Consider the following 22,647-nt stretch of genomic DNA (forward strand, 5'->3'; position numbering starts at 1 on the left):
ACTATATTTGTTCGGCTAATTCAGTTAGATACGTCCATCTTTCAATTAGATATTCCAGTTTTTCATTTAGCTCTGTTTCTTCGTTTGCCAGCTTTTGCGCCTTTTCAAAGTCGCTCCCCGTATTATTTAACTCTACTGATATTTCCTCTAGTCTGTTTTCAACTGCTGCGATATCATCTTCAATCGTTTCGAATTCTTTTTGTTCCTTATATGACATTTTCTTTTTCTTAGGCTTTTCTTGAATCTTTACTTCCTTTGGTTCCTCTTTTTTCTTTTCCGGCTTTATCGTCTGCTTCTCAAGAAAATCAGAGTAATTACCGTAAAACATCTCTATATTCCCTTCACCCTGCAGGACAAGAAGCTGCTCTGCCACTTTATCAAGAAAATAGCGGTCATGGGATACGGTAATGACAACCCCTGAAAAGTCTTCTAAATAGTCCTCTAAAACCGTTAATGTTTGTGTATCCAAATCATTTGTCGGCTCATCTAACAGGAGGACATTCGGTTCCAGCATTAATATTTTTAGCAAATACAATCTTCGCTTTTCCCCGCCAGATAGCTTACGGATAGGGGTACCATGCGTATACGGAGGAAATAGAAAACGTTCAAGCATTTGCGAGGAAGATATCGTTTTTCCATCAGTTGTATGAATGACTTGGGCTGTTTCATTTAAATATTCAATCATACGCTTATTCTCATCCATATCTTCGCTTTCCTGCGTGTAATAAGCGACTTTTACCGTTTGCCCGATTACACGTTCCCCAGAGTCAAGCGGAATCTTACCCGCTAAAATATTTAACAACGTCGATTTCCCTGTTCCATTTTTACCAATAATGCCAATCCGGTCTCCTGGCTTCACAAGAAGATTAAGATGATCAATAATCGTGCGATTTTCAAATTTTTTCGAAGCATCCTTCAGTTCAAATACTTGTTTTCCCAGACGGCTTCCTTTCAATGAAATGTCAAGCTTATCGGTTGACTTCACCGCCGATAATTCTTCATCCAACTGTTCAAAGCGCTGAATCCTTGCCTTTTGCTTTGTTGACCTTGCTTTTGCCCCTCTTCTGATCCATTCAAGTTCCTGTCTAAACAGATTTTTTTGCTTATCAATCGTAGCGGCCTCATTTTCTTCCCGGATCGCTTTTGCCTCTAAGAATGCTGCATAATTTCCTTTATAGCTGTACAACTTGCCGCCTTCAAGCTCAAAAATGCGATTGGTTACAGCATCGAGGAAATAGCGATCATGTGTAACGAGAAGTATTGCACCATGATAGCGACTTAAATATTCCTCAAGCCATTTGACTGATTCGAAATCAAGATGGTTTGTCGGCTCATCTAATATCAATAAATCAGGTGATTGGATCAAGACCTGCGCAAGCGCGACACGTTTCTTTTGACCGCCGGAAAGTGCACCAATTTTATGGTTAAACTCTTCAATGCCAAGCTTTGTTAAAATGGTTTTTGCGTTTGTACTGACATCCCATGCATTCAATGTATCCATTTCTTTTTGTAATTGAAAAAGTCTGTCCTGTATCTCCTTACTCTCTGGCTGTTCATTTAATTGGATAAGAGTTAATTCATAATTCTTGAGTAAGCGAAAGATTGGCGCATCTCCCTCAAAGATTTGCTCAAGAACGGTTAAATCTGGATTTAGTTCAGGCTGCTGGGCAAGGTAGGAAATCTGATAATCCTTTGCATAGACAAATTCACCCTCGTCAGGCAAATCAATACCGGCAATTAATTTGAGCAGCGAAGACTTTCCTGTACCGTTTACGCCAATTAAGCCTACCCGTTCTTTTTCTGATATGATAAATGATATATCTTGAAATAACGTTTTTTCTCCATATGTTTTCGTTACATGTTCTATCGAAATTGTTTTCATTTAGACCATTCCATTCATTGAATAATAATATGTGTAAGTCTATCTATTATAACAGATAACAAAAAGCAGGAGTAAACACTCCTGCTTTTTTCTGTCATTCTATTAATTCATTACTCTCATTACACGTCCATTAAAGGTTTGCGCCCAGTAACCACTTGACATGTTAGCAATCGCGACACCAGTGGAGCTTTGGGAACCGATGAATTTCCCGCCGCCAATATAAATTCCGACATGACCGTCTGTTTTATAAGTATTAAAGAATACCATATCGCCGGGACGCATTTCACTAGCAGATACGCGTGTACCTGTGTTTTTCAATACTTCTGTGCTGGCACCTACCTTTACACCAGCCTGTCCAAACGCCCAAGCAACAAATCCTGAACAGTCAAAACGTCCATTCGCAATATCTGATGCATTTCTTCCGCCACCAAAGACATAGACGGAATTCCCAATATATTTATATCCGGCATTTATTACAGTAGAAATACTGCCGGATGCATTGACAGGTGTTGAACTGCTTGTATCCACTGGAGCGCTTGAACCAGCCTTATTACTGGCAACACTGCTGCTAGTCGAAACAGCTTGAGCAGCTGCTGCTTGAGCTGCAGCTTGAGCGGCTGCTGCTTGAGCTGCAGCTTGAGCGGCTGCTGCTTGAGCTGCAGCTTGAGCGGCTGCTTGCAATTCTGCAATCTGCTGCTGATAGTTAGCAATATCTGCTAATTTATCACTCGCTTGCGAGTCTAGCTGTGCCTTTAATGATTCATTTTGACTCTTTTGCTCTGCGGCTTGCATTTGCATTCCTTCAAGCTCGGTCTTAAGATTCGTCAGATCAGCCAACTTTTTCTCTACTGAAGCCTGCTTCTCTTCTAATTCTTTTTTATCATTTTCATGATCCTGAATGATGCCCTGATCAGCTTCAACAATAGTTACAACTGCACCAATACGATCAATAAAATCACCGAAAGTCTTAGAACCAAGAATCACTTCTAAATAGTTTATTTGACCTCCGTTTTCTTGGAAGGACACAGCACGTTCCTTTAAAATTTCAGCACGGCTGGCAATTCGTTCTTCAACTGCAGTAATCTCACTATTTAATCGATCAATTTCCGCCTGTGTTTCAGCCATCTGGGTATTTGCTTCTTCAATTTTAATCGAATTATCCTTTATTGCTTGTTCCATTCGAGCAATTTGAGCTTCTAAATCCGCTTTTTGTGCTTGAATACTGCTTAAATCATTTTGCGCTTCAGAAATCTCGGTTTTAATACTATCAATTGTATCTGCCTTTACTGCCGGCACGGCTAATATACTTCCCATTCCAAGCATAAAAGTAGTACTGAGGGTAACAAATTTTGTTTTCAACACGAAAATCCTCCCTGCGCTCTGCAGCCAAACCTTTAAGTAATTATGTATGACTCGTTTACAATCTTGTATTTTATGTACAAAACTTATGTATAAAAGATTTAACGCTTCCATTTCATAGTTATCTAATGAATCTCAGAGTCTATTTTTTATAACAGTGCTAGTATAGCATCCTATCTTGTCAGTTTTGTAATAGAAATATTACAATTATATTTCAATTTCTACCTTTTTCGACATTGTTAGTAAAATTCAAAAGGCTTAATCTATTATGATTAAGCCTTTCTCTGTCAATATTTTGTAATAATAGTTACATGAACCTGAGTTTACTTTCAAGCAAACCGTAATATTTTCTATGGATTCAGAGTAAATTGGAACCCATATAAACCTATTTTTACAAGACCTCCTCTAACCTTTCGAGTGTCTGAAGCATGTAATCTGTCATAACGATTAAATCATCGATCTGGTCTTCTGTAATCATGCGGTCAAAAGAAATTTGTGCTTGATAACTCCCTTTTTGTCCGGGTAAAAGAGGTTTATAACTGTAGGTCAGCGTAATCATTCTTTTCTCGCCCCATATTTGCTTTAAAATTGTTTCTATTTCATTTACCTTTAACCCATCAAATGTTTGTTCAAATATAAATTCAATGGTTACCATGCATCCTGCATACTTGTTTGATTGAATGGAGGGCAAAAGCTCTGCTGTTAAGTTTTCTATATTTGCTTTTAAAGAAAACCTGCATGTCACTAAAGGATCGGCCCGAGACAAATGGAAGGAAAGGTCATATGTCCGGGATAACTTAGCTGTGTTGATGCAGTCATTCCGATCGACAATGACCATTTCTCCATTTAAATCCTTATCATAAAAGTTACCTTCCATTACGATTCTCATATTTTCGAAAGCAGTTGGGTCAAACATGAAATCCCCCCGTTTATTTATTAATAAGATTATTATTAAATTTCACTTTACTTGATTAATTAAGATTGCGACAATTGTTAAAGGTTATTATAATGAATTTATTGAAAAAAAGGAAAAGAGGGATGATTCCTTGCCTATAAAGCTACCAAAACGATTACCAGCGCGGGAAATACTTGAAAATGAAAATATTTTTATCATGGATGACGAGCGAGCAAGCCAACAAGATATCCGTCCTTTAAATATAGTGATTTTGAACTTAATGCCAGAAAAAGAAAAAACGGAAACACAATTGCTCAGGCTGCTTGGAAATACGCCTCTGCAAGTTAATATTTCCTTTCTCAAAACGGCAACGTATGAATCGAAAAATACGAGCCCAATGCATTTAGAACAGTTCTACACTACATTTGCTAACATTAAAGAACGTAAATTTGACGGTATGATTATTACTGGTGCCCCTGTTGAAATGATGCCATTTGAAAATGTCGAATACTGGGATGAGCTAATCAAAATTATGAAGTGGACGAAAACCAATGTGACATCCACCTTACATATATGCTGGGGAGCCCAAGCCGCCTTATTTTACCATTTTGATATCGACAAATTTGAACTTCCAGAAAAATGTTCAGGAATCTATTCGCATATCATCAATGATCATTCCGAAAAATTACTCCGCGGTTTTGATGATGTGTTCCTTGCTCCACATTCAAGATATACGGATGTTGCTCTAGAGGATTTAGAAAACTGTCCTGAGATTAAAATATTGTCCTCCTCACCAGAAGCAGGGCCATTTATTATGTGTGCTAATGGCGGTAAACAAATTATGGTTACTGGCCATTTGGAATACGATGCCCAAACGTTAGCGGAGGAATACAGCCGTGATTGCAGCCGGGGAATTGACGTAAAACTACCAGAAAATTATTTTCCGGATGATAACCCTGAAAATCAGCCGTTAAATCGCTGGCGTTCCCATGCCCATCTATTATTTTCAAACTGGCTTAATTACTATGTATATCAAGCAACACCATATGAGTGGAATTGAAAAGGTAAGAAGCTTTTGAGTTCTATTTAAAATAATACAATGAACCCTTGAATTCGTAAGAAAAACGAATCAAGGGTTTTTTATTAATTAAATATAGTTTATCCCATTGAATTAGTCTGCTTTAAATAAACTTCTTCAAACGGTTGAATAACAACAAAGCCATTCCCCGAAAATTTCATTTGAATCGATTCACCGCTTCCCCGGCCAATAAATGTTTTAAAGGAAATATCTGTAACAAATTCAGTCTGCAGATTTCCAGACCAGGCTACCGTTGCATTTGGGTCTGTAAAAACGGGATTGTCAGGGGTAACCAGTAAGGTAAGCGGTTCGTAATGGGAAGTGATGGCAACCAAGCCCTCTCCCTCTAACTTTACATTAAATAAACCGCCCGACAGCATCCCAGCTATTTTCTTCATCAATTTAATATCCCAATCAATGGTTGGCTCAAAAGCCAATAGATCATTTCCATTGACGAATATCGATTCTCCGTTTAATTGCAGAATCGATATTTTCTTTCCTTGATCAGCTACATATAATTTTCCGGTTCCAGTTGCTTTCATCAATGAAGTTCCTTCACCGGTCAGTGTTTTTTTAAACATTTTCCCTAACCCGTGCTCAAAGACACCTTCTCTTTCAAATTTAATATTTCCGCGATAAGAAACCATAGCACCCGCTTTTGTCCAGATTTTATCCGTCAAATTAATTTCTAACAGCCTTTGAGTTTCCAATTCAAATAGACCTTCACCCTTATCCTGTTGTTTTGTTTCTGTGACAAATTCCTGAATTGAATATCTTTCCATCGTGTATCATCCTTTCACGAAGTATTTTCAAATCATTCTTGCAGGATCCTTATGTCGTTTCTCATCATTATATATTCTTTGCCGTTGTTCTAATTCCTTTTATTAACCCGATTCCCCAATCATTACATTCATCACCTGTTTCCCTCGTCTGCTCACGGCTTATTTATTTAAGTGTACAAAATTTATTTATTAATTTTCTTGAATATATTAAATTTGATTATTAGTGCCCATTATCATCCATAAGAGGTGAGCATGATGAAAAAAAGAGCCTTTATTACTGTACCAATCAGTATTTTGCTTATTGCAGTAATCGTAACATCCTTCTTTTTATTTAATATTAAGCCTGACACTTCAAAGATTTCTCAAGCCCAAAAATTATCTGAATATTCAAAACCGGCAGTGGTTCGGATTATTGATTATGCTATTGTAGATTGGCAGTTTTATGATTATTACACGGATGTTGGTCTTGAAGTAGATGCTATTCTGCAGCAGTTAAATTATCAAACGATTGTCGGCGGCTCCGGTTCTGGTGCAATTATCAGTCCGAACGGATACGTTGTTACTAATGCACATGTTGTAGAGACCTCCCAGATGGAAGACGTCGATATTGCAACAGCAGGATTAGAGCAATTGGCAGCAATTGTAGCAGACTATTATCAAGAGGATTATAGTATTGCCTATGAATATTTATGGAATTTCCTCGAGTACACAACGGTAACGAAAGTACAAAAAGTGGTTTTACCTGGCGGGGATATTCTGGATGGTGAAGTCAAAAGCTATGGTGCACCATTTAATGAAGGGAAAGACGTCGCAGTCCTTAAAATTGAAGGAAAAAATCTCCCAACTTTACCGCTTGGCGATTCAGAAACGATCGAGGACCAAAATAATATCTGGGTCATCGGTTACCCCGGTGCAGCTGATTCGGAACTTCTTTCACCTGACTCGGCTTTAGAATCCTCTATGAATGGCGGTCAAATCACAGCTACTTCCAAAGCGCTTGAGCAAGGCGGAAGCCCTGTCATTCAAATCGATGCTGCCGCAACACACGGTAACAGCGGCGGACCAGTTATTAATGAAAAAGGAGAAATCATCGGTTTATTAACTTTTGGTCCTGAAGTACAAGGATTTAATTTTGCTGTCCCTGTTAATACCGTGAAAGAATTTGTCAATCAGGCAGGAGCTAAAAACACAAGCAGCTCTACTAACAAACTCTTTAAAGAAGGTTTAGAACTATATTGGGGCGGCTATTACAAAGATGCATTAGAAAAGTTTGAGGCCGTTCAAAGAATCTACCCTAATCATTCAGAAATCAAGCAATATATTACGAATGCAGAGAAAAAAGCCGGGGATAGTAAAATTCTTTGGTCCGACTATAAATTATTATTCTATATTATTGATGGCGTGTTGGCACTCGTCATAATTTTTCTAATGATTTTTACCTTTGTCCTTAAACCAAAATCAACTGCTGTAGCAGCCGGTCCAACCGTATCCACTGATAACATCCCTGACTTAAACCGGGATGGGAAGATTGATATGGAAGATGTCCTTCTTGCTCTGAAAAAACAGCAGGATGAAGAAAAGGAAAAAGAATAAGATTGTATAGCCATTAAACGTCCCGAGTCCTTGCTTTCTTCTTGGGACGTTTTTAATAGTGAAAAGAAATTATTTATCGATAAAATCCTCCCATTAGGAATAAGCAGGTCACAGGACGAGTATTTGTAATATAAATAGGTTTCACTGCTCTTTATCCTTTTGTGAATGATTAACAGATCTTTTGACCAACATAATGTAATGGAAAAACAAAATGGACTGGAGGAGTATCATGGTTGAACAATTAGTGGCGATTCAGCGTAATTATTTTGGTGAAATTATTAGTTTCCAAACGTCGACAGGTAGAGTGATCTCCTATCGAAAAGCATTACAGGAAGTGGAAGAAGGAATGATTGATGGAGTAAATATTAAAGAAGGTCATGATGGAAGCAGCTACCTTACTCCCGGCATGATCAGTTCTTTTGATGAATATCCATTATTTTAAATCATGACTGCCTTATCTTAATAGTAAAAAATCCACCCTAATTTTTTAAGGTGGATTTTTTTATGTTACTGCTGTTGATGTTCTTCATTTTTTGATTGAATTTTCCTTAATTCTTCGATTCGTTTTTCATCTTCATCAAAATATTGGACCAGATCAACGATGCGGTCAATAGATTCCCAGCTTAAGTGATGTTCAATTCCCTCTACATCCTCATAAATTGTTTCTTCTTTAACACCAATAACACGTAAAAATTGTTCGAGAAGCTCATGACGATAGACTAAACGCTGGCCAACTTTCTTTCCTTTAGATGTCAGACTTAATCCTCTGTATTTTTCATAAACAAGATATTTATCTTTATCCAGCTTCTGGACCATTTTTGTTACGGAAGAGGGATGCACTGATAAATTCTCAGCAATATCAGATACTCGTGCATAACCTTTTTCTTCTATTAATAGATAAATCTGTTCTATATAATCTTCCATACTAGGTGTCGGCAACAATTTTCCCCTCCAAATAAGAACCAAAACTTCAACGAAAATTTGCGGTCATCCGTGTGAAGCAGATGCAATTCACTTCATAACCCATAAGCGGTTCATTCTACTATAAATATTACTATAGAAGTGGAAGGGAAACAAGAACAATTCCAAATTGTTGGTCTAGAGCAAAAATGTTTACCTTATAAAAACACCCCAGTGCATTACTTAGTACTCCTTGACACAATACTTATTTTAATTCTCATCAAGCTTTAAAAAACGTTCTTCATGGAAAGGGAATAATTTTAGCTTTACTGCTTCTTCACGATGGTTTGTGAAGATTTCTTCTACAATTTCATGTGTTGTTTTCCCTTTTGTCTCTATTCCTAACTGTTTTGCGCCATCAAGTATTCTTTTTTCCCTAACCTCATGAGCAATTTGATGAAGCTTTTTCCCTTCGATTGAAATACCCAATTCCCCCGCTTCCTTTTTGATGGAAGTTTCATGTACTTCACGGGACAGGTCTGAAAGCTCCTTCCCTTCTATTTCAATTCCGAGTTCCTTCGCTTTATTCTTTATCGCTGTTTCTCTTACTTCCTGTGCTAACTGCTGAAGCTCCTTTCCTTCTGTCGCAATCCCTAGTTCTTTGGCTTTCTTTTTGATAAAAACTTCCTTAACTTCCTTGGCCAAAGTGTCTGTATCTTTTCCATTTGTATCGATTCCTAATGCTTTAGCTTGTTTTACTAAGTAGACCGCCTTAATCTCCTTTACGATTGTTTCTATATCTTTACCCTCTGTACTGATTCCTAGTTCTTCTGCACGTTTTTTAATAAACTCAGTATTATGCTTAAGTCTATCTCTATGGTTTGCTTTATCGTTGATATGTGCACCTTCACTTAGCTCCATTGCATCAGTATGATGAAATCCAATCATTAACCCTAATGCCAATACAAAAAACATCAATAGCCCTTTCATCTGTAAAATCCTCCTAAGCTTTATATTTATTTACAGATGATAGATTGCCCAGAAAGTATGAAAAAATGATGAACAAAACATGAAAAATTAGAGAAAAGATAAAACTTCTCTCTAACTTGTTTTACTCCTCATTTGATAATGTATTTTTGATGTCAAGTTTTTCTCTTTTTTCAGTAATCCATGTACTGTACTCTGTTTGAAGCTCTTGATCAAATAATGTTTGCTTAATTTCATCTTTATAATCCTTTAATTCCGCTTCTTTTGCTGCTTTTTTATCAGTCACTTTTATAATATGAAATCCATAGTCTGTTTGAACAGGGTCGCTAATGTCCCCTTTATTCATCGAAAAGGCTGCTTCTTCAAATTCAGGTGCCATTTCACCTTTTGAAAAGTATCCAAGCTCGCCTCCATTTTCTGCATTCGAAGTGTCTGTTGAATATTCCTTCGCTAATGCAGCAAAATCCTCTCCTGCTGCAAGCTTTTCTTTTACTACATTGGCAGTGACTTCATCTTCAACGAGAATATGACTTGCTTCAACCTGCTCCGGCTGATTGTATGATTCTTTGTTCTCTTCAAAATAACTTTCAATTTCTTTGTCAGTAATCTCAATCTTTGATTCTAGAAGCTTAACGATCCTTAGATAATTGACGATTTCAGACTCAATATCAGCTTTTGTAACACCTGATTGCTCCAAAGCTGAATTAAATTGTTCTTCTCCTCCGTTAGCTTCTATATACGTTTGCATTTCCTCATCTTTTTCTTTATCCGATATCGTTATACTTTTCTTTTCAGCCTCATGTTCAACAATTTTGTTATCAATTAAATAGCTGATCGTGTTTGTTCCGTATTGTTTTACCATTACATCTCTTTTGTAATTGGGTTCCCTTCAACACTGGCAACCACTTCTTTTTTGGAAAAAGCTATCCCAATGACAACAATTAAAACAACCACTGCCACACCGGCAATAGCTAATAATGATTTTTTATTTTGTAATTTCCTCAAAACAAATAACCTCCATGTATTCTTTGATCCATAATCTTGTACCTATCTTATCGATAAAATATGAACAATTTATTAACAAGTTTTGAATGGGCTGTTAAAAGCAACTATCATTTGCTAAACAAAATAGCTATGGTAAATCCGGTGTGTTCCCCATTTACCATAGCTGAATGAATCATTATCTTTATTTCATTACGTCGGCTTTTTGTTGTTTCACTCTTTCAAGTTCTTTATCTACTTCGTCATTGAACATTTTATCCAGATTATTTAATGGTGCTAGAAGTGATGTATTAGCTAGATGCATACTTGCTTGAGCCCTTGCCTCATATTGTAGAATGCGGTCTTCCATTCTGGCAAATCCTCTTGCCGCTTTTTTAGGTGTATTTGTCATCAGTGTTTTTCCAATTTCACTTGAAATCTTCGCCGCGTTTGCTCGTGAAATGAGAACCAGCTTCCTATTTTGCAGTTCTTCGTATTTTTCTTTTAATTTTTCCAGCTGCTCACAAAACATTTGAGTTTGATTTTGAATGGATGCATACTGTTGCTGATAAACAAGTAGTTTTTCTTCGTGTTTGATTCGGTCTGCAATCGCCAGCTTCGCGATATCGTCCTCGTTCTTTTCAACGGCAAGCTCTGTTTGGCGATTCCTTTTTACGATGATCTGTACCGTTTCTTCTATCATTTTTTCATATTTATGTTCGATATAAAGCTGTTTTGCTAATGCCTCATGTGCTTTATCAATATCATTTTGAAGCTCACGCAAATATTGCTTAAGCATGCTGATTGGATCTTCTAATTTATCAAGCACATCATTTATGTCAGCTGAGGCAATATCTTTTATTCTTTTATATATTCCCATTTTTATTAATCCTCCTTACGAATTGTCTTTTCCCACTCATCAAGGTAATCCTTTGAATAATTCAGACTAGAATAATAACGGTCAGCAGCTATTTCTTCAAGAGTGAATTCTTCTGCAATTGAAGTTTCAGATTTTAATTTTTTATAAGTCAAGTAGAAGATTACGATGATAATAGGTATGGCAAGAATATCAGGCAGCAGCCAAAGAATACCAAGTGAAAGAAGGATGGCACCTGCCAATTTTAGATTCTTGTTTTTTATTAATCCCAACATCAATCCTCCTACTGTAATTAATAGTATTTTGCATATGGAAACCAGCCATCCCAACCCCATAAAAGGAGTAGCTTGCTGTACGATTATATATTGGGAAGCGTGCACTGGACCAAATACTTCACGGTGAAAATGTCCACCCGAATAAAGGGAATGGGCAGCTGCACTATGCTCGCCACTAAAACCAATTAACACCATAAGAAGTAAGATAGGAAGAAAATACAACACAGACTTCATTGCTTTATTCAATTTAATCACCTCCTTGATTAAGCTTGTCTTAATCATAATGAGAAGATATGACGAAATTATTAACAAAGTTTTAATAGCAGTGGAATATTTCAGTACTAAATCTAGTCATTTAAAGGACAACAAAAAAACTGCATGGATGTTCATGCAGTTTTTTTAAAACTCATTTAATTACTTTTTCAAATGATTAATAGGAAACCGAATGATGAATTTTGTTCCCTTTCCTTTTTCACTAACAACGTTAATCTCTCCATTGTGGAGCTGAACAAGTTTTTTCACAATAGATAGCCCAAGTCCAAATTCACCGTAAGGATTGGTCGTTCTTGACAGATCTGCTTTATAAAACCGGCGCCAAATATTTTCTACATCCTCTGGATCAATTCCAATTCCGGTATCCTCAATTTCAATCATTGTTTCTTGATAACCGTTAAGGCCTCGCAATGTAATGATACCGTGATCAGTGAATTGAATGCTGTTCTTTGTAATATTAATCAGAATTTGAATAAGCCGATCATAATCTGCATAAATCATCACATTCTCTTCAACTTCGACTACTATTTCATTCTGTTTTTTCTCAGCTATAATGTCTAATTGATCTTTAATAATCTCTAGCACTTCGACTAGCTCTATTTGGGTTTTGTTCAGTTTCACTTGGTTGGATCGAATCTTTTCATAGTCAAGATTTTCATTCACTAGCCGGATTAAACGATTGGTTTCCTTACTGACTAATCTTATACTTTTTTCTCTCTCTTCATCCGGTATCATATTATTTTTTAATCCTTGAATGACACCGTTAATCGTCGTTAAGGGAGTACGAAGCTCATGGGAAACATCCGCCATAAATTGACGGCGTCTATTTTCCAGACTTTCAATCTCTTCATTTGATTCATTCAGTTTTTGTACCATCTCATTGAAATCCTCTGCCAGTTCACCAATTTCATCAAAATTAGATGCAGGCAGTTTGATACTGTAATCTCCTGCCGAAACCAAAGACGTTGCTTCTTGAAGCCGCTTAATCCGGTTCACATGAACTTTTGACAGCACCCAGCTGAGGATGATGGCTACAATAAGTGCAGCTAATACGGCGTACCATAAGTATTGATTAATTTGTGAAATCATTTCTCTCGAGCCGCTGATCGGAGAAGTCAGCAAGATGCCGCCAATAAATGTACCATGTTGAATATACGGTAACAGTACGAACGTAACGGCTTGTTCGAATCGGTTCCTTTCTTGTTTTACGGTAACGGTCTGCCCTGCCTGTATTTTATTCCATTCTTCATCTTTCAAAAGAATCCGGCCGCCGGTTGGATACACAATTCTACGGCTTTCATCAAAAATCATATATTGTATGTTCCTGCCGCTTAATACATGATTATATTCATCTAATACCTGCTCCCCGCCATCCCGGCTCCGCTGGAGGTCATAGATGATATTTTCACCATACTCCGTTAATTCATCAGCTTTATTCGTATAGATAAGTGTTTCAACATAGTGCGTAAACAATATACTTAAAACAAGGAAAGCGACAACAAGAATACTAATATGACTGATGATTTGCTGGTAAATATACTTAATTTTCATTGGCGGTTACGACCTCGTCAAACTTATATCCTACCCCCCAAACGGTATGAAAAAATGGTTGGTTCGGTGTACCAACTTTTTTTCGCAGCCTTTTAATATGCACGTCCACCGTTCGTTCATCTCCATAAAATTCATAGCCCCATACATGCTCGAGCAGCTGCTCTCTTGAAAAAACCTGTTTCGGATGCTGAGCAAAATAATACAAAAGATCAAATTCCTTCGGTGTTAAGTTGGGAACGGACTCTCCATTAAGAAAAACCTCTCTTGTATCCTTATTAATTTGAAAATGCTTTGTTCTTAACGTACCAGTATCTACCGAATCTAGATGATTGGATCGATAACGGCGAGTCACAGCTTTTATTCGCGCCATTAATGTCAATGGGCTGAAGGGCTTTGTCACATAATCATCTGCCCCCATTTCAAGTCCGAGAACCTGATCTGATTCGCTGTCTTTCGCTGTCAGCATAATGATAGGTACCGAACTTTTCTCTTCCCTAATCTTGCGGCATATCGTCATTCCGTCCATACCTGGAAGCATCCAATCAATGATTAATGCATCCCATTCACCAGATTTATAACGATTATAGCCTTCTAACCCATCCGCAATAAACTCCCCTTCAATGCCTTCTTTTATAAAAAACATCTCTAACATCGATGCAACACTTTCATTATCTTCAATAACTAATATTTTCATCTACTCCATCTCCTAAACCGCACAAATATTTTCTATGTAACAAACTTAAATCGAAATTCATGATTAATCAACTATCTTCTCTATTATTTCCTGTTTCTGACTTTGAACGGCAAAAAAGGAAGCAACTAATGCTCCCTTTTTTATGAGATTTCCATTCCAAAAATCAGACCTGTTTGGCTATACCTTCTTTAAGTTTTGCTAACTCTGCTTCAACCTGGGCATCAACTAAATGAGGTAATTTTTTGCTATTATCTACGGATGATGATTTTATAAAATAATGACTGGCAGAAGCATTAGCTTCCATCTCGAGGATCTTATCTTCTGCACGAGAAAATCCTTTTAAGGCGTTTTCAGGATTTAGTGGAATAATCGATTGATCGAACTGATAAGAAGCTTGTGCAGCCGCAGCTCTTGAAATAAGTGTTAATTTACGGTTCGTTAACTCTTGATATTTTTCCTGAAGCCGTTCCAGCTGCTCTATTAAAACTTCCGTTTGTTTTTTTACTGTATCTAATTGAGTTTGATAGAGTGCTAATTTATTCTCTTGATTAATCTTTTCTTCAAGAAACATTTTCGCCATATCCTCTTCATTTTGACTAATGGCAAGCTCCGCCTGACTCGCTCTTTTTTCAATGGTTTCGTTTGTTTCTACGATTAAAGCTTCATATTTTTTCACAACGAATAATTGCTGTGACAAAGAGTTTTTACCTTTTTGAATTTCTTTTTCTAATTCACTTAAGTATTGTTTCATCATTCTGATTGGATCCTCAATTTTGTCTAAACGATTATGCATATCTGCTGAAGCAATATCCTTCATTCTTTTGAAAATTCCCATTATTTTATTCTCCTTCTTAGCGAACTGTGTTTTTCCATTCATCCAGGATAGCAGCATAATTTTTCTGATCCTCAATTAAAATGGAGTCACTTGTATTTTTCTGTATTCGTTTTTTACGATTTATTTTATGAAATGCATATCCGATAAACGCGGCGAAAATGATCATTAGTACGGCAAAGATACCCGGTAAAAATGATAAGCTTACAGTCAAGAAAAGACCTGCCCCCACCCATTTACCAATATGTTTTGATTGTTTCCACAGGTATAGACCAATTAGAATAAGAATGATTTTTCCAATCAACCTAGCAATCGATGTTCCTAAATCAATGTAATAACTGAATATTTGCCACTTTTCACTGTATGGAAAAGTATTAAACCAGCTGTCTGCCATAGGTAACCAAGTTGCAGTCTTATATCCCAATATAAAAGCGATCGCAATGGCGGTTGGAATGAAAATCCAACTCAATAGCCTCCTCAAAAATTATCACCTCCTTTCAATGAAAGAAGTACTTTCTGTAGATATACTTAATTAGATCCGCTGCTAGTCAGGGTTAGTTCGATGGTCAAATTCTTAATGCCACGATATACGTCTAATGACACTTTATCCCCAACTTCCAACTTACTATATAAATATTTTCTTAATTCATTTGGATTCGTTACTTTCGAACCATTAATTGAAACGATTACATCCTGTATTTGAAGTCCTGCTTTTGCTGCCGCTGAGGCAGGATCAATACTTGTGACCATTGCACCGCCTTCTACATTATTCGAAAGGTTTTGCGTATACATTTGCGGAACTTCTTCAAGACTTGCTAGGCCAACACCGATATATGGACGTTCGACCTGACCCTTTTCCATAATTTCATTGATAATCGGGACAAGATCATTACTTGGAATCGCAAACCCTAGTCCTTCCACTCCATCTTCTGCAATTTTCAAACTATTCATCCCGATAACCTGCCCCGACGTATTGACTAAAGCACCCCCGCTATTCCCTGGATTGATGGCTGCGTCTGTTTGGATTACATTTAAATCCCAATTTCCTGCAGACGTTGGTACAGAAACTGTCCTGTCCACAGCACTGACAATCCCTTGTGTCACCGTATTGGATAAATCTAAACCAAGGGGGTTTCCAATGGCAAGTACTGTATCACCTGCTCTTAACGTACTTGAATCTCCAAATGCCAATGCTTTTTCTGCATATTTAGCATTGATTTTTAACACCGCTATGTCTGTCAGCGGATCTGTCCCAATTAATTCTGCAGTTGTTTTCTCCCCCCCATGCACTGTAATCTCAATCTCTTCAGCACCTTCTATCACATGATTATTTGTTACAATAAAGGCATTGCTATCATCAATTTTATAAATAACCCCGGTGCCCGAACCGCTTGCTACTGCATCCGAGCTATTGTTTGTCCCATTAGGAGAACGAAAGTTTTGCACTTGTGTCTGCATATTGACGATACCAACGATCGACTTTGACGCCTCTTCTACCATATCTGCAATAGATGTAGAAGATGAAGCAGTGTTTTTTGATGCTGCAGTCTTCTGTACAGTAACAGCTTTTGATGAAGAAACATTATTAACTGCTTCTTGAGAAAATTGCGATACCTGCTTCTCAACCGTTGAATACATATCCTCAATATAATTTGTGTGTGGAATGATTGTGATCGTAAGTACAGATCCAATAATGCCACCTGCAAGAGTATTCATAAAACCCTTTAATCTTGACTTTCCCGTTTTTTGCTGTTTCAACTCTTTTTCCATTGGACTCTGTATGTGATGATTATTATAGTCCATGTTAATTTCCTCCTTATCAGTCGATTATCGTATGAAAGAATAATGACTGGTTTATTGCTTGATTTCATCATAAGTTGAAAATATGACCAAATTATTAACAAACTTTTACTAGAGAGAGAATAATGATGAAAAAAAGCGAAAAACGAGCAGGCTGTTGAGCCTGCTCGTTTTTCGCTTTTACTTTTACCCGATGATGATTCTTTCCTTCGGATAATGATAATTTACATCCTGTTCTTTCCCCCGCAGCAATAATAAAAAGGATACCAAACCAATTCTGCCAATAAACATCAGAATCATGATCACCCATTTTCCAAAGGTTGATAAATCTGGAGTAATTCCCATTGACAAGCCGGTTGTCCCAAATGCAGAACTTACTTCAAAAATAATGCTTAACAGTGAATGATCCTCTGTAATCACTAATAAAAGGACAGCGGAAAAACAGATAATAACTGCAAGAATTGTAACTGCCAATGCCTTTGTTATATCATCCTCATGGATTTCTCTTTTAAAGATCTTGATATTACGCTTCCCACGGGCAAAATGGAATAAAAACAGAATGATAAGAGCTAATGTTGTTGTCCGGATGCCACCCCCAACAGAGCTTGGTGACGCACCAATAAACATAAGCAAACTAACCATCAGCAATGTCGGCTCTGAAAAATCACTGATATCCATTGTGCTCAAACCGCCGCTTCTTGTTGAAGCAGATTGAAAAAAGGCATAGAAAAAGGCTTTGTGCCAAACCATATCCTTAAAATAATGATTAAATTCGAGAATAATAATGATGAGCGTTCCAAAGAAAAGCAATGCCGCAAAGGTTATCGTTGTGATTTTGGTAAAAAGAGAAAAGCGAAAGGGCAGCTGGATTGACTCTTTTCGAAATAGATAGTTCTTAAATTCAATTAACACCGGAAAACCAATGGCACCGAGTGTAATCAGGATAACGGTAATTAATTGTACAAAATAATCATTTGCATAAGGCTTGAGCGATGCACCTGTAATATCTAAGCCAGCATTTGTCGTAGCACTAATGGATGCAAATAACCCATGTAAGAAGGCATCTGCTGGATTTGGGTAATAATGGAGAAAATGCAAACCAAGTATGACAGCACCGACAAATTCAATCAATAATATGATTTTAATGATCTCTCGAATAAGGGAAACAAGTCCAGCTAAATTCGGCTGATTATGGTCAATCATGATTAACTGCCTGCCCCGTAAACCAATTTTCTTCCCTAATATCAAATAAAAAAATGTTCCAAGGGACATGACACCAATTCCACCGAACTGGAACACGAACATAAGGACAAAAATGCCAAATGTACTATACGTATCGGCAATATTTAGAACCGATAAACCAGTTACGCTTACAGAGCTAATGGCAGTAAAAATGGTATCGAGTAATGAAACTTCCACTCCTTCTTTATGTACAGCTGGTATTCGAAGTAATAATACTGAAACTGTTACGGCTATAAAATAGAAAGTTATAATAGCTCGCGCGGGTGTAATATTATCAAGGCTATATTTAAGCTTTTTCCACATGTCAGAAATCCTTTCGCTAGTAACTAATCCTATCTTAAAGAATATTATCCGCTTTTAAAAGGACTAAGAGAAATTTCGTCAAAGACATTTTTCACTCTTGTTATTCGTCTAACAAACTTGATAAGTTGTTCTTCTATTTTGTGCGAAAACATTTCCACTTATGTTTTCTATACTTATATCCATAATACTAATACAGAGAAGAATTTCTCTGCATGTAAAAATATAGTCCTTAAGGGGTTGAAACGTATGTCTAGAAGCAGTAATAAGCTGCTTGTTCCTGGTATAGAACAATACCTAGACCAAGTAAAATATGAAATTGCACAGGAATTTGGTGTACATTTAGGCTCTGATACTGTATCACGTGCGAACGGATCAGTTGGCGGTGAGATTACAAAACGTTTAGTTCAACAGGCACAATCCCAATTATCAGGGAGAAATCAGTAATTCAATTTCATATTAAAACGAAAAAGTCCGGCTCTAAACCGGACTTTTTTTATAAACGACATCTATTGGCTCGATTTTTCTCTTATTATGATGATGTGTCCATTGGGTTATATAATTTAATATCCGGATTCTTCTCTTGAAACCATCTTAATGCAAAATCATTTTCAAATAAAAATACTTTATTACCATAACGATCGTTTACAAGTAAACTACGTGAGCTGGATAAAGATTCATCAATATTCTCATTTTCAATCCAACGGGCAATCTTAGATCCTTGGCGTTCCAATACTACATCTACATTGTATTCATTTTTCATTCGATGCTCAAACACTTCAAATTGTAATTGGCCTACCGCTCCAAGCAAAATTTCTTCCCATTTAACCGTTTTATACAACTGAATAGCACCTTCTTGAACCAATTGATCAATTCCTTTATGAAAATGCTTCTGCTTCATAACGTTCTTTGCTGTTACACGAACGAATAATTCTGGTGTAAATTGCGGCAGTTTTTCGTATTGGAAGGAATCCTTTCCTGATGTTAATGTATCACCAATTTGGTACGTGCCTGTATCGTACAAACCAATAATATCTCCACTTACTGCTTCATTAACAGTACTGCGGTCATCTGCCATAAACTGGGTTGACTGTGCCAGCTTAATTTGCTTTCCTGTTCTTGGAAGATTGACCGTCATACCTCTTTCGAATTTCCCTGAACAGATACGAAGGAATGCAATACGGTCCCGATGCGCAGGGTTCATATTCGCTTGAATTTTAAAAATAAATCCAGAGAAATTTTCCGAAAGTGGATCGATTTTTCCAGCTGTTGATTCTCTTGGCTGTGGTGAAGGAGCAAATTGTAGATATGTTTCTAAAAACGTTTGAACTCCAAAGTTTGTCAAAGCACTTCCAAAAAACACAGGTGTTAATTCTCCATTCGCAATCCGTTTACTTGAAAATTCATTACCAGCCTCATTCAAAAGAAGAATCTCTTCCAACGTTTGATCATACAAAGCATTTTGCTTAATGTAATGGTCTCCCTCAATCTCTCCCGCTTCATTTAAATCAAGGAAGCGCTCAGATTCATCAACACGGAATTGCTCAATCCGATTATTGTAACGATCGTAAATTCCTAAAAATTCTTTTCCCATCCCAATCGGCCAGTTCATTGGATAGGATTCAATTCCCATTACTTCTTCAAGCTCCGCTAATAATTCCAGCGGCGGTCTGCCATCACGATCCAATTTATTAATAAAGGTAAAGATAGGAATCCCCCTTAAGCGGCAGACTTTAAAAAGCTTTAATGTTTGTTCCTCAATCCCTTTTGCCGAATCAATAATCATCACGGCACTATCCACAGCCATTAAAGTTCGATACGTATCTTCACTGAAATCCTGGTGACCGGGAGTGTCCAAAATATTAACACGTGCACCATTATAATCAAATTGCATAACACTGGATGTAACAGAGATTCCCCGTTGTTTTTCAATTTCCATCCAGTCACTTGTAGCATATTTTCCTGTTTTTTTTCCTTTAACCGTACCGGCATCACGAATGGCTCCTCCGAATAGCAAAAGCTTTTCCGTTAAAGTCGTTTTCCCTGCATCCGGGTGAGATATAATCGCAAAAGTGCGGCGTGACTGCACTTCATCTATAAATGTTTTCGCCATGAAAATTCCTCACTTTATTCCATTCAAATTTTTCTCATAAGTAAAATCTTATCTCTATAGACGCTAGTTTGCAATAAAAAATAATAGAAATTTAGTATATCGCTATTTCTCATCCTTACAAATACGTATAGTTAAGTAAAGATATTCTATAACATAAAAAATAACCCCGCTTTAAAATCGGAGTTATTTCGTAAACACATGATTTCCAATAACCGCTGTGACAGTTTTAGATTCATGCCACTTACTTTTTACAATATCTGGATTATAGAAATTTAGTGAATCACTATTCTGCCCCTGTTCGACCAGTGCTTCATTCACCGCTTGTTTCGCTTCCGGTGTAGCTGGCTGATTGATCATCCCATTTTCAACCGGTTCAAACTGCCGTTCCTGATAAATAACCTCTTTGATTGTATCAGGATACTGTTCATTTTCAACCCGATTTAACACAACGGCTGCTACCTCCACTTTCCCTTCATATGGTTCACCTTTTGCTTCAGCCGTTACGAGCCGGGCTAACAAATCTTTGTCTTCGTTTGTAATCGATTCAGGAACAATTAATTTTTCCCCTGTTTCAAGTGATGTCTGATCATTTACTTTCTTTAATTCTTGCTCTGAGACGCCATGTTCCATTCCAATTTCATAAAATGAATCGCCCTGTTTTACTTCATATATATCCACACTATCGAGTGTTTTTGCAAATGTTTTAGCATCTGGGTATAAAAAAAGCGGAAGTATGGCGAACAGAGCTGTAAAGATGAATATTTTCTTCATCCTATCTCCTCCTTATCGTTTCTTCTGCCTTAGTACCGTAACATGATTAATGAGCAAAAACCACACCTCAATCATTACCATGGAATGTAAGCGATAATTTTCCATGGTAATCTAAACCAGAAAGTTTTCATCATTATTCCATTTTTCTTTTCAAATTGTCGAAATTTGTTATAATTGGATAGAGTTAATTGAATAGGTAAGAATAGTAGGGGAACTGGAAAGCCGGTTGAGAGTGCATTCTGAATAGATGCTAACCCTTTGAACCTGATCTGGTTAATACCGGTGGAGGAAACATATTCTAGACAATCATGCCATTGTTTTAATATGCACCGGTCCAGTACCGAGTGCTTTTTTTCTGAAATTTTCCACTTGATACAGCACTCCCTGGTTAATCCTTTATTCTGCTCTAAGGCAATTTTCATCAATCAGTTATACATTATAGAGGAGGATTTCAAGTGAAGAAATGGTTCATGATTCTTATCGTGATTCTTTTTGCAGCAGGCTGTAGTACTGAGAAGCCTGACGAAAAGTCCGCTGATACGAATAACAAGGAAGAAAATCTAAAAAAGGTAACGCTTGTCCTTGATTGGACACCAAACACCAATCATACAGGATTATATGCCGCAAAGGATCTAGGCTATTTTAAAGATGAAGGACTTGATGTTGACATTATTATGCCGGGAGAATCGGGGGCAGATCAGCTTGTCGCTTCTGGTAAAGCAGATTTTGGCGTCAGCTATCAGGAAAGTATCACCCAGGCCCGAATACAGGATGTTCCAATTGTTTCGATTGCTGCTGTAATCCAGCATAATACTTCAGGCTTTGCTTCACCTGCTGAAAAAAATATTAAAACACCAAAAGATTTTGCCGGCAAAGCTTACGGGGGTTGGGGCTCCCCTGTTGAAGAATCTGTTATTGCCTCTTTAATGAAGCAGGAAAATGCGAACCCTGAGGATGTTTCAATAATTAATATTGGAGATACAGACTTTTTTACAGCTGTCAAACGGGATGTCGATTTCGCCTGGATCTACTACGGCTGGACCGGTGTTGAGGCTGAGTTGCGCGGTGAAAAGATTAATATGATTTATTTAACTGATTACAGCGACAAACTTGATTACTATACACCTGTACTTGCAACAAATGAAGAAATGATTAACAAAAATCCCGACACTGTTAAGGCCTTTATGAAAGCAGCAGCTAAAGGCTACCAATATGCCATTGATCACCCGGATAAAGCAGCCGATATACTCCTTGCCGCTGCACCTGATCTTGATGCAGAACTAGTGAAAAAGAGTCAGGAATGGCTGTCACCAAGATATCAGGATGACGCTTCCCGCTGGGGTGAGCAAAAACTCGAGGTTTGGGAAAATTACGCTAATTGGATGTATGATAATGGCTTATTAGAAAAACAGCTGAATGCTGATGAAGCATTCACAAATGAATTTTTACCAGAATAAGGAGA

22 protein-coding genes, 1 pseudogene and 1 riboswitch are annotated in these 22,647 nt (G+C 37.2%); of the genes and pseudogenes, 5 read left to right on the forward strand and 18 right to left on the reverse strand.

Going from position 1 to position 22,647, the window contains the following annotated elements; all coding sequences use genetic code 11:
* Position 1 precedes the first annotated feature (1 nt).
* The 3 genes from R4Z09_RS17015 to R4Z09_RS17025 form a co-directional block, all read right to left on the reverse strand.
* On the reverse strand, positions 2–1,882 hold the full coding sequence (locus R4Z09_RS17015; RefSeq protein ID WP_338447941.1) for an ABC-F family ATP-binding cassette domain-containing protein: 1,881 nt from the start codon (positions 1,880–1,882) through the stop codon (positions 2–4).
* A gap of 102 nt (positions 1,883–1,984) precedes the next feature.
* Positions 1,985–3,244, reverse strand: a complete 1,260-nt coding sequence (locus R4Z09_RS17020) for a coiled-coil domain-containing protein (protein WP_338447942.1) — start codon at positions 3,242–3,244, stop codon at positions 1,985–1,987.
* Between the two features lie 388 nt (positions 3,245–3,632).
* Positions 3,633–4,157: a hypothetical protein gene (locus tag R4Z09_RS17025; protein ID WP_338447943.1), complete on the reverse strand. Its 525-nt coding sequence runs from the start codon at positions 4,155–4,157 to the stop codon at positions 3,633–3,635.
* 130 nt (positions 4,158–4,287) lie between these two features.
* Between R4Z09_RS17025 and metA the strand changes: the two genes are divergently transcribed.
* Complete coding sequence (gene metA / locus R4Z09_RS17030) at positions 4,288–5,196, forward strand: homoserine O-acetyltransferase MetA (RefSeq protein ID WP_338447944.1); 909 nt, start codon at positions 4,288–4,290, stop codon at positions 5,194–5,196.
* 98 nt (positions 5,197–5,294) lie between these two features.
* Here metA and R4Z09_RS17035 read toward each other — a convergent pair whose 3' ends face one another.
* A complete protein-coding gene (locus R4Z09_RS17035; protein WP_338447945.1) occupies positions 5,295–5,996 on the reverse strand; it encodes an AIM24 family protein in 702 nt (233 codons plus the stop codon).
* A gap of 252 nt (positions 5,997–6,248) precedes the next feature.
* On the opposite strand from R4Z09_RS17035, the gene R4Z09_RS17040 reads away from it, so the two are divergent.
* Both R4Z09_RS17040 and R4Z09_RS17045 read left to right on the forward strand, forming a co-directional pair.
* Positions 6,249–7,589 carry a serine protease gene (locus R4Z09_RS17040; RefSeq protein WP_338447946.1) on the forward strand — a complete coding sequence of 447 codons (1,341 nt, stop codon included), beginning with the start codon at positions 6,249–6,251 and terminating at the stop codon, positions 7,587–7,589.
* Between the two features lie 229 nt (positions 7,590–7,818).
* Positions 7,819–8,031 (forward strand): DUF3892 domain-containing protein, encoded by a 213-nt coding sequence (locus R4Z09_RS17045; RefSeq protein ID WP_338447947.1) that lies wholly within the window; start codon positions 7,819–7,821, stop codon positions 8,029–8,031.
* A 65-nt stretch (positions 8,032–8,096) separates the two neighbouring features.
* Here the strand turns inward: R4Z09_RS17045 and mntR are convergent, their stop codons facing one another.
* The 12 genes and pseudogenes from mntR to R4Z09_RS17105 form a co-directional block, all read right to left on the reverse strand.
* A complete protein-coding gene (mntR, locus tag R4Z09_RS17050; protein ID WP_338447948.1) occupies positions 8,097–8,528 on the reverse strand; it encodes a transcriptional regulator MntR in 432 nt (143 codons plus the stop codon).
* Positions 8,529–8,950: 422 nt separating this feature from the next.
* Positions 8,951–9,080, reverse strand: a pseudogene (locus R4Z09_RS31115) (transporter); the annotation flags it as partial.
* A gap of 520 nt (positions 9,081–9,600) precedes the next feature.
* Positions 9,601–10,338 (reverse strand): peptidylprolyl isomerase, encoded by a 738-nt coding sequence (locus tag R4Z09_RS17060; RefSeq protein WP_338447950.1) that lies wholly within the window; start codon positions 10,336–10,338, stop codon positions 9,601–9,603.
* Complete coding sequence (locus R4Z09_RS17065; protein WP_338447951.1) at positions 10,338–10,481, reverse strand: hypothetical protein; 144 nt, start codon at positions 10,479–10,481, stop codon at positions 10,338–10,340. Before R4Z09_RS17065 ends, R4Z09_RS17060 begins: the two co-directional genes overlap by 1 nt.
* A gap of 181 nt (positions 10,482–10,662) precedes the next feature.
* A complete protein-coding gene (locus R4Z09_RS17070) occupies positions 10,663–11,337 on the reverse strand; it encodes a PspA/IM30 family protein (RefSeq protein ID WP_338447952.1) in 675 nt (224 codons plus the stop codon).
* 5 nt (positions 11,338–11,342) lie between these two features.
* Entirely contained in the window at positions 11,343–11,855 is a 513-nt protein-coding gene (locus tag R4Z09_RS17075; RefSeq protein ID WP_338447953.1) for a hypothetical protein, read from the reverse strand.
* Between the two features lie 168 nt (positions 11,856–12,023).
* Positions 12,024–13,433: a HAMP domain-containing sensor histidine kinase gene (locus tag R4Z09_RS17080; RefSeq protein ID WP_338447954.1), complete on the reverse strand. Its 1,410-nt coding sequence runs from the start codon at positions 13,431–13,433 to the stop codon at positions 12,024–12,026.
* Positions 13,423–14,127: a response regulator transcription factor gene (locus tag R4Z09_RS17085; protein WP_338447955.1), complete on the reverse strand. Its 705-nt coding sequence runs from the start codon at positions 14,125–14,127 to the stop codon at positions 13,423–13,425. Before R4Z09_RS17085 ends, R4Z09_RS17080 begins: the two co-directional genes overlap by 11 nt.
* 163 nt (positions 14,128–14,290) lie before the next feature.
* A complete protein-coding gene (locus R4Z09_RS17090; protein WP_338447956.1) occupies positions 14,291–14,962 on the reverse strand; it encodes a PspA/IM30 family protein in 672 nt (223 codons plus the stop codon).
* Between the two features lie 16 nt (positions 14,963–14,978).
* Entirely contained in the window at positions 14,979–15,440 is a 462-nt protein-coding gene (locus tag R4Z09_RS17095) for a hypothetical protein (RefSeq protein ID WP_338447957.1), read from the reverse strand.
* Between the two features lie 47 nt (positions 15,441–15,487).
* On the reverse strand, positions 15,488–16,762 hold the full coding sequence (locus R4Z09_RS17100) for a S1C family serine protease (protein WP_338447958.1): 1,275 nt from the start codon (positions 16,760–16,762) through the stop codon (positions 15,488–15,490).
* 183 nt (positions 16,763–16,945) lie between these two features.
* A complete protein-coding gene (locus R4Z09_RS17105; protein WP_338447959.1) occupies positions 16,946–18,304 on the reverse strand; it encodes a TrkH family potassium uptake protein in 1,359 nt (452 codons plus the stop codon).
* 246 nt (positions 18,305–18,550) lie between these two features.
* Between R4Z09_RS17105 and R4Z09_RS17110 the strand changes: the two genes are divergently transcribed.
* Complete coding sequence (locus tag R4Z09_RS17110) at positions 18,551–18,748, forward strand: alpha/beta-type small acid-soluble spore protein (RefSeq protein WP_338447960.1); 198 nt, start codon at positions 18,551–18,553, stop codon at positions 18,746–18,748.
* A gap of 85 nt (positions 18,749–18,833) precedes the next feature.
* Here R4Z09_RS17110 and R4Z09_RS17115 read toward each other — a convergent pair whose 3' ends face one another.
* Positions 18,834–20,414, reverse strand: coding sequence for a peptide chain release factor 3 (locus R4Z09_RS17115; RefSeq protein WP_338447961.1), 1,581 nt, complete (start codon positions 20,412–20,414; stop codon positions 18,834–18,836).
* Positions 20,415–20,597: 183 nt separating this feature from the next.
* On the reverse strand, positions 20,598–21,185 hold the full coding sequence (locus tag R4Z09_RS17120) for a cell wall hydrolase (protein WP_338447962.1): 588 nt from the start codon (positions 21,183–21,185) through the stop codon (positions 20,598–20,600).
* A gap of 197 nt (positions 21,186–21,382) precedes the next feature.
* Positions 21,383–21,494, forward strand: a riboswitch (TPP riboswitch).
* A gap of 146 nt (positions 21,495–21,640) precedes the next feature.
* Between R4Z09_RS17120 and R4Z09_RS17125 the strand changes: the two genes are divergently transcribed.
* Positions 21,641–22,642: an ABC transporter substrate-binding protein gene (locus R4Z09_RS17125; protein WP_338447963.1), complete on the forward strand. Its 1,002-nt coding sequence runs from the start codon at positions 21,641–21,643 to the stop codon at positions 22,640–22,642.
* The last annotated feature ends 5 nt before the right edge of the window (positions 22,643–22,647 follow it).

The sequence above is a fragment of the Niallia oryzisoli genome (assembly GCF_036670025.1).
Lineage (GTDB): Bacteria > Bacillota > Bacilli > Bacillales > Cytobacillaceae > Bacillus_BD > Bacillus_BD oryzisoli.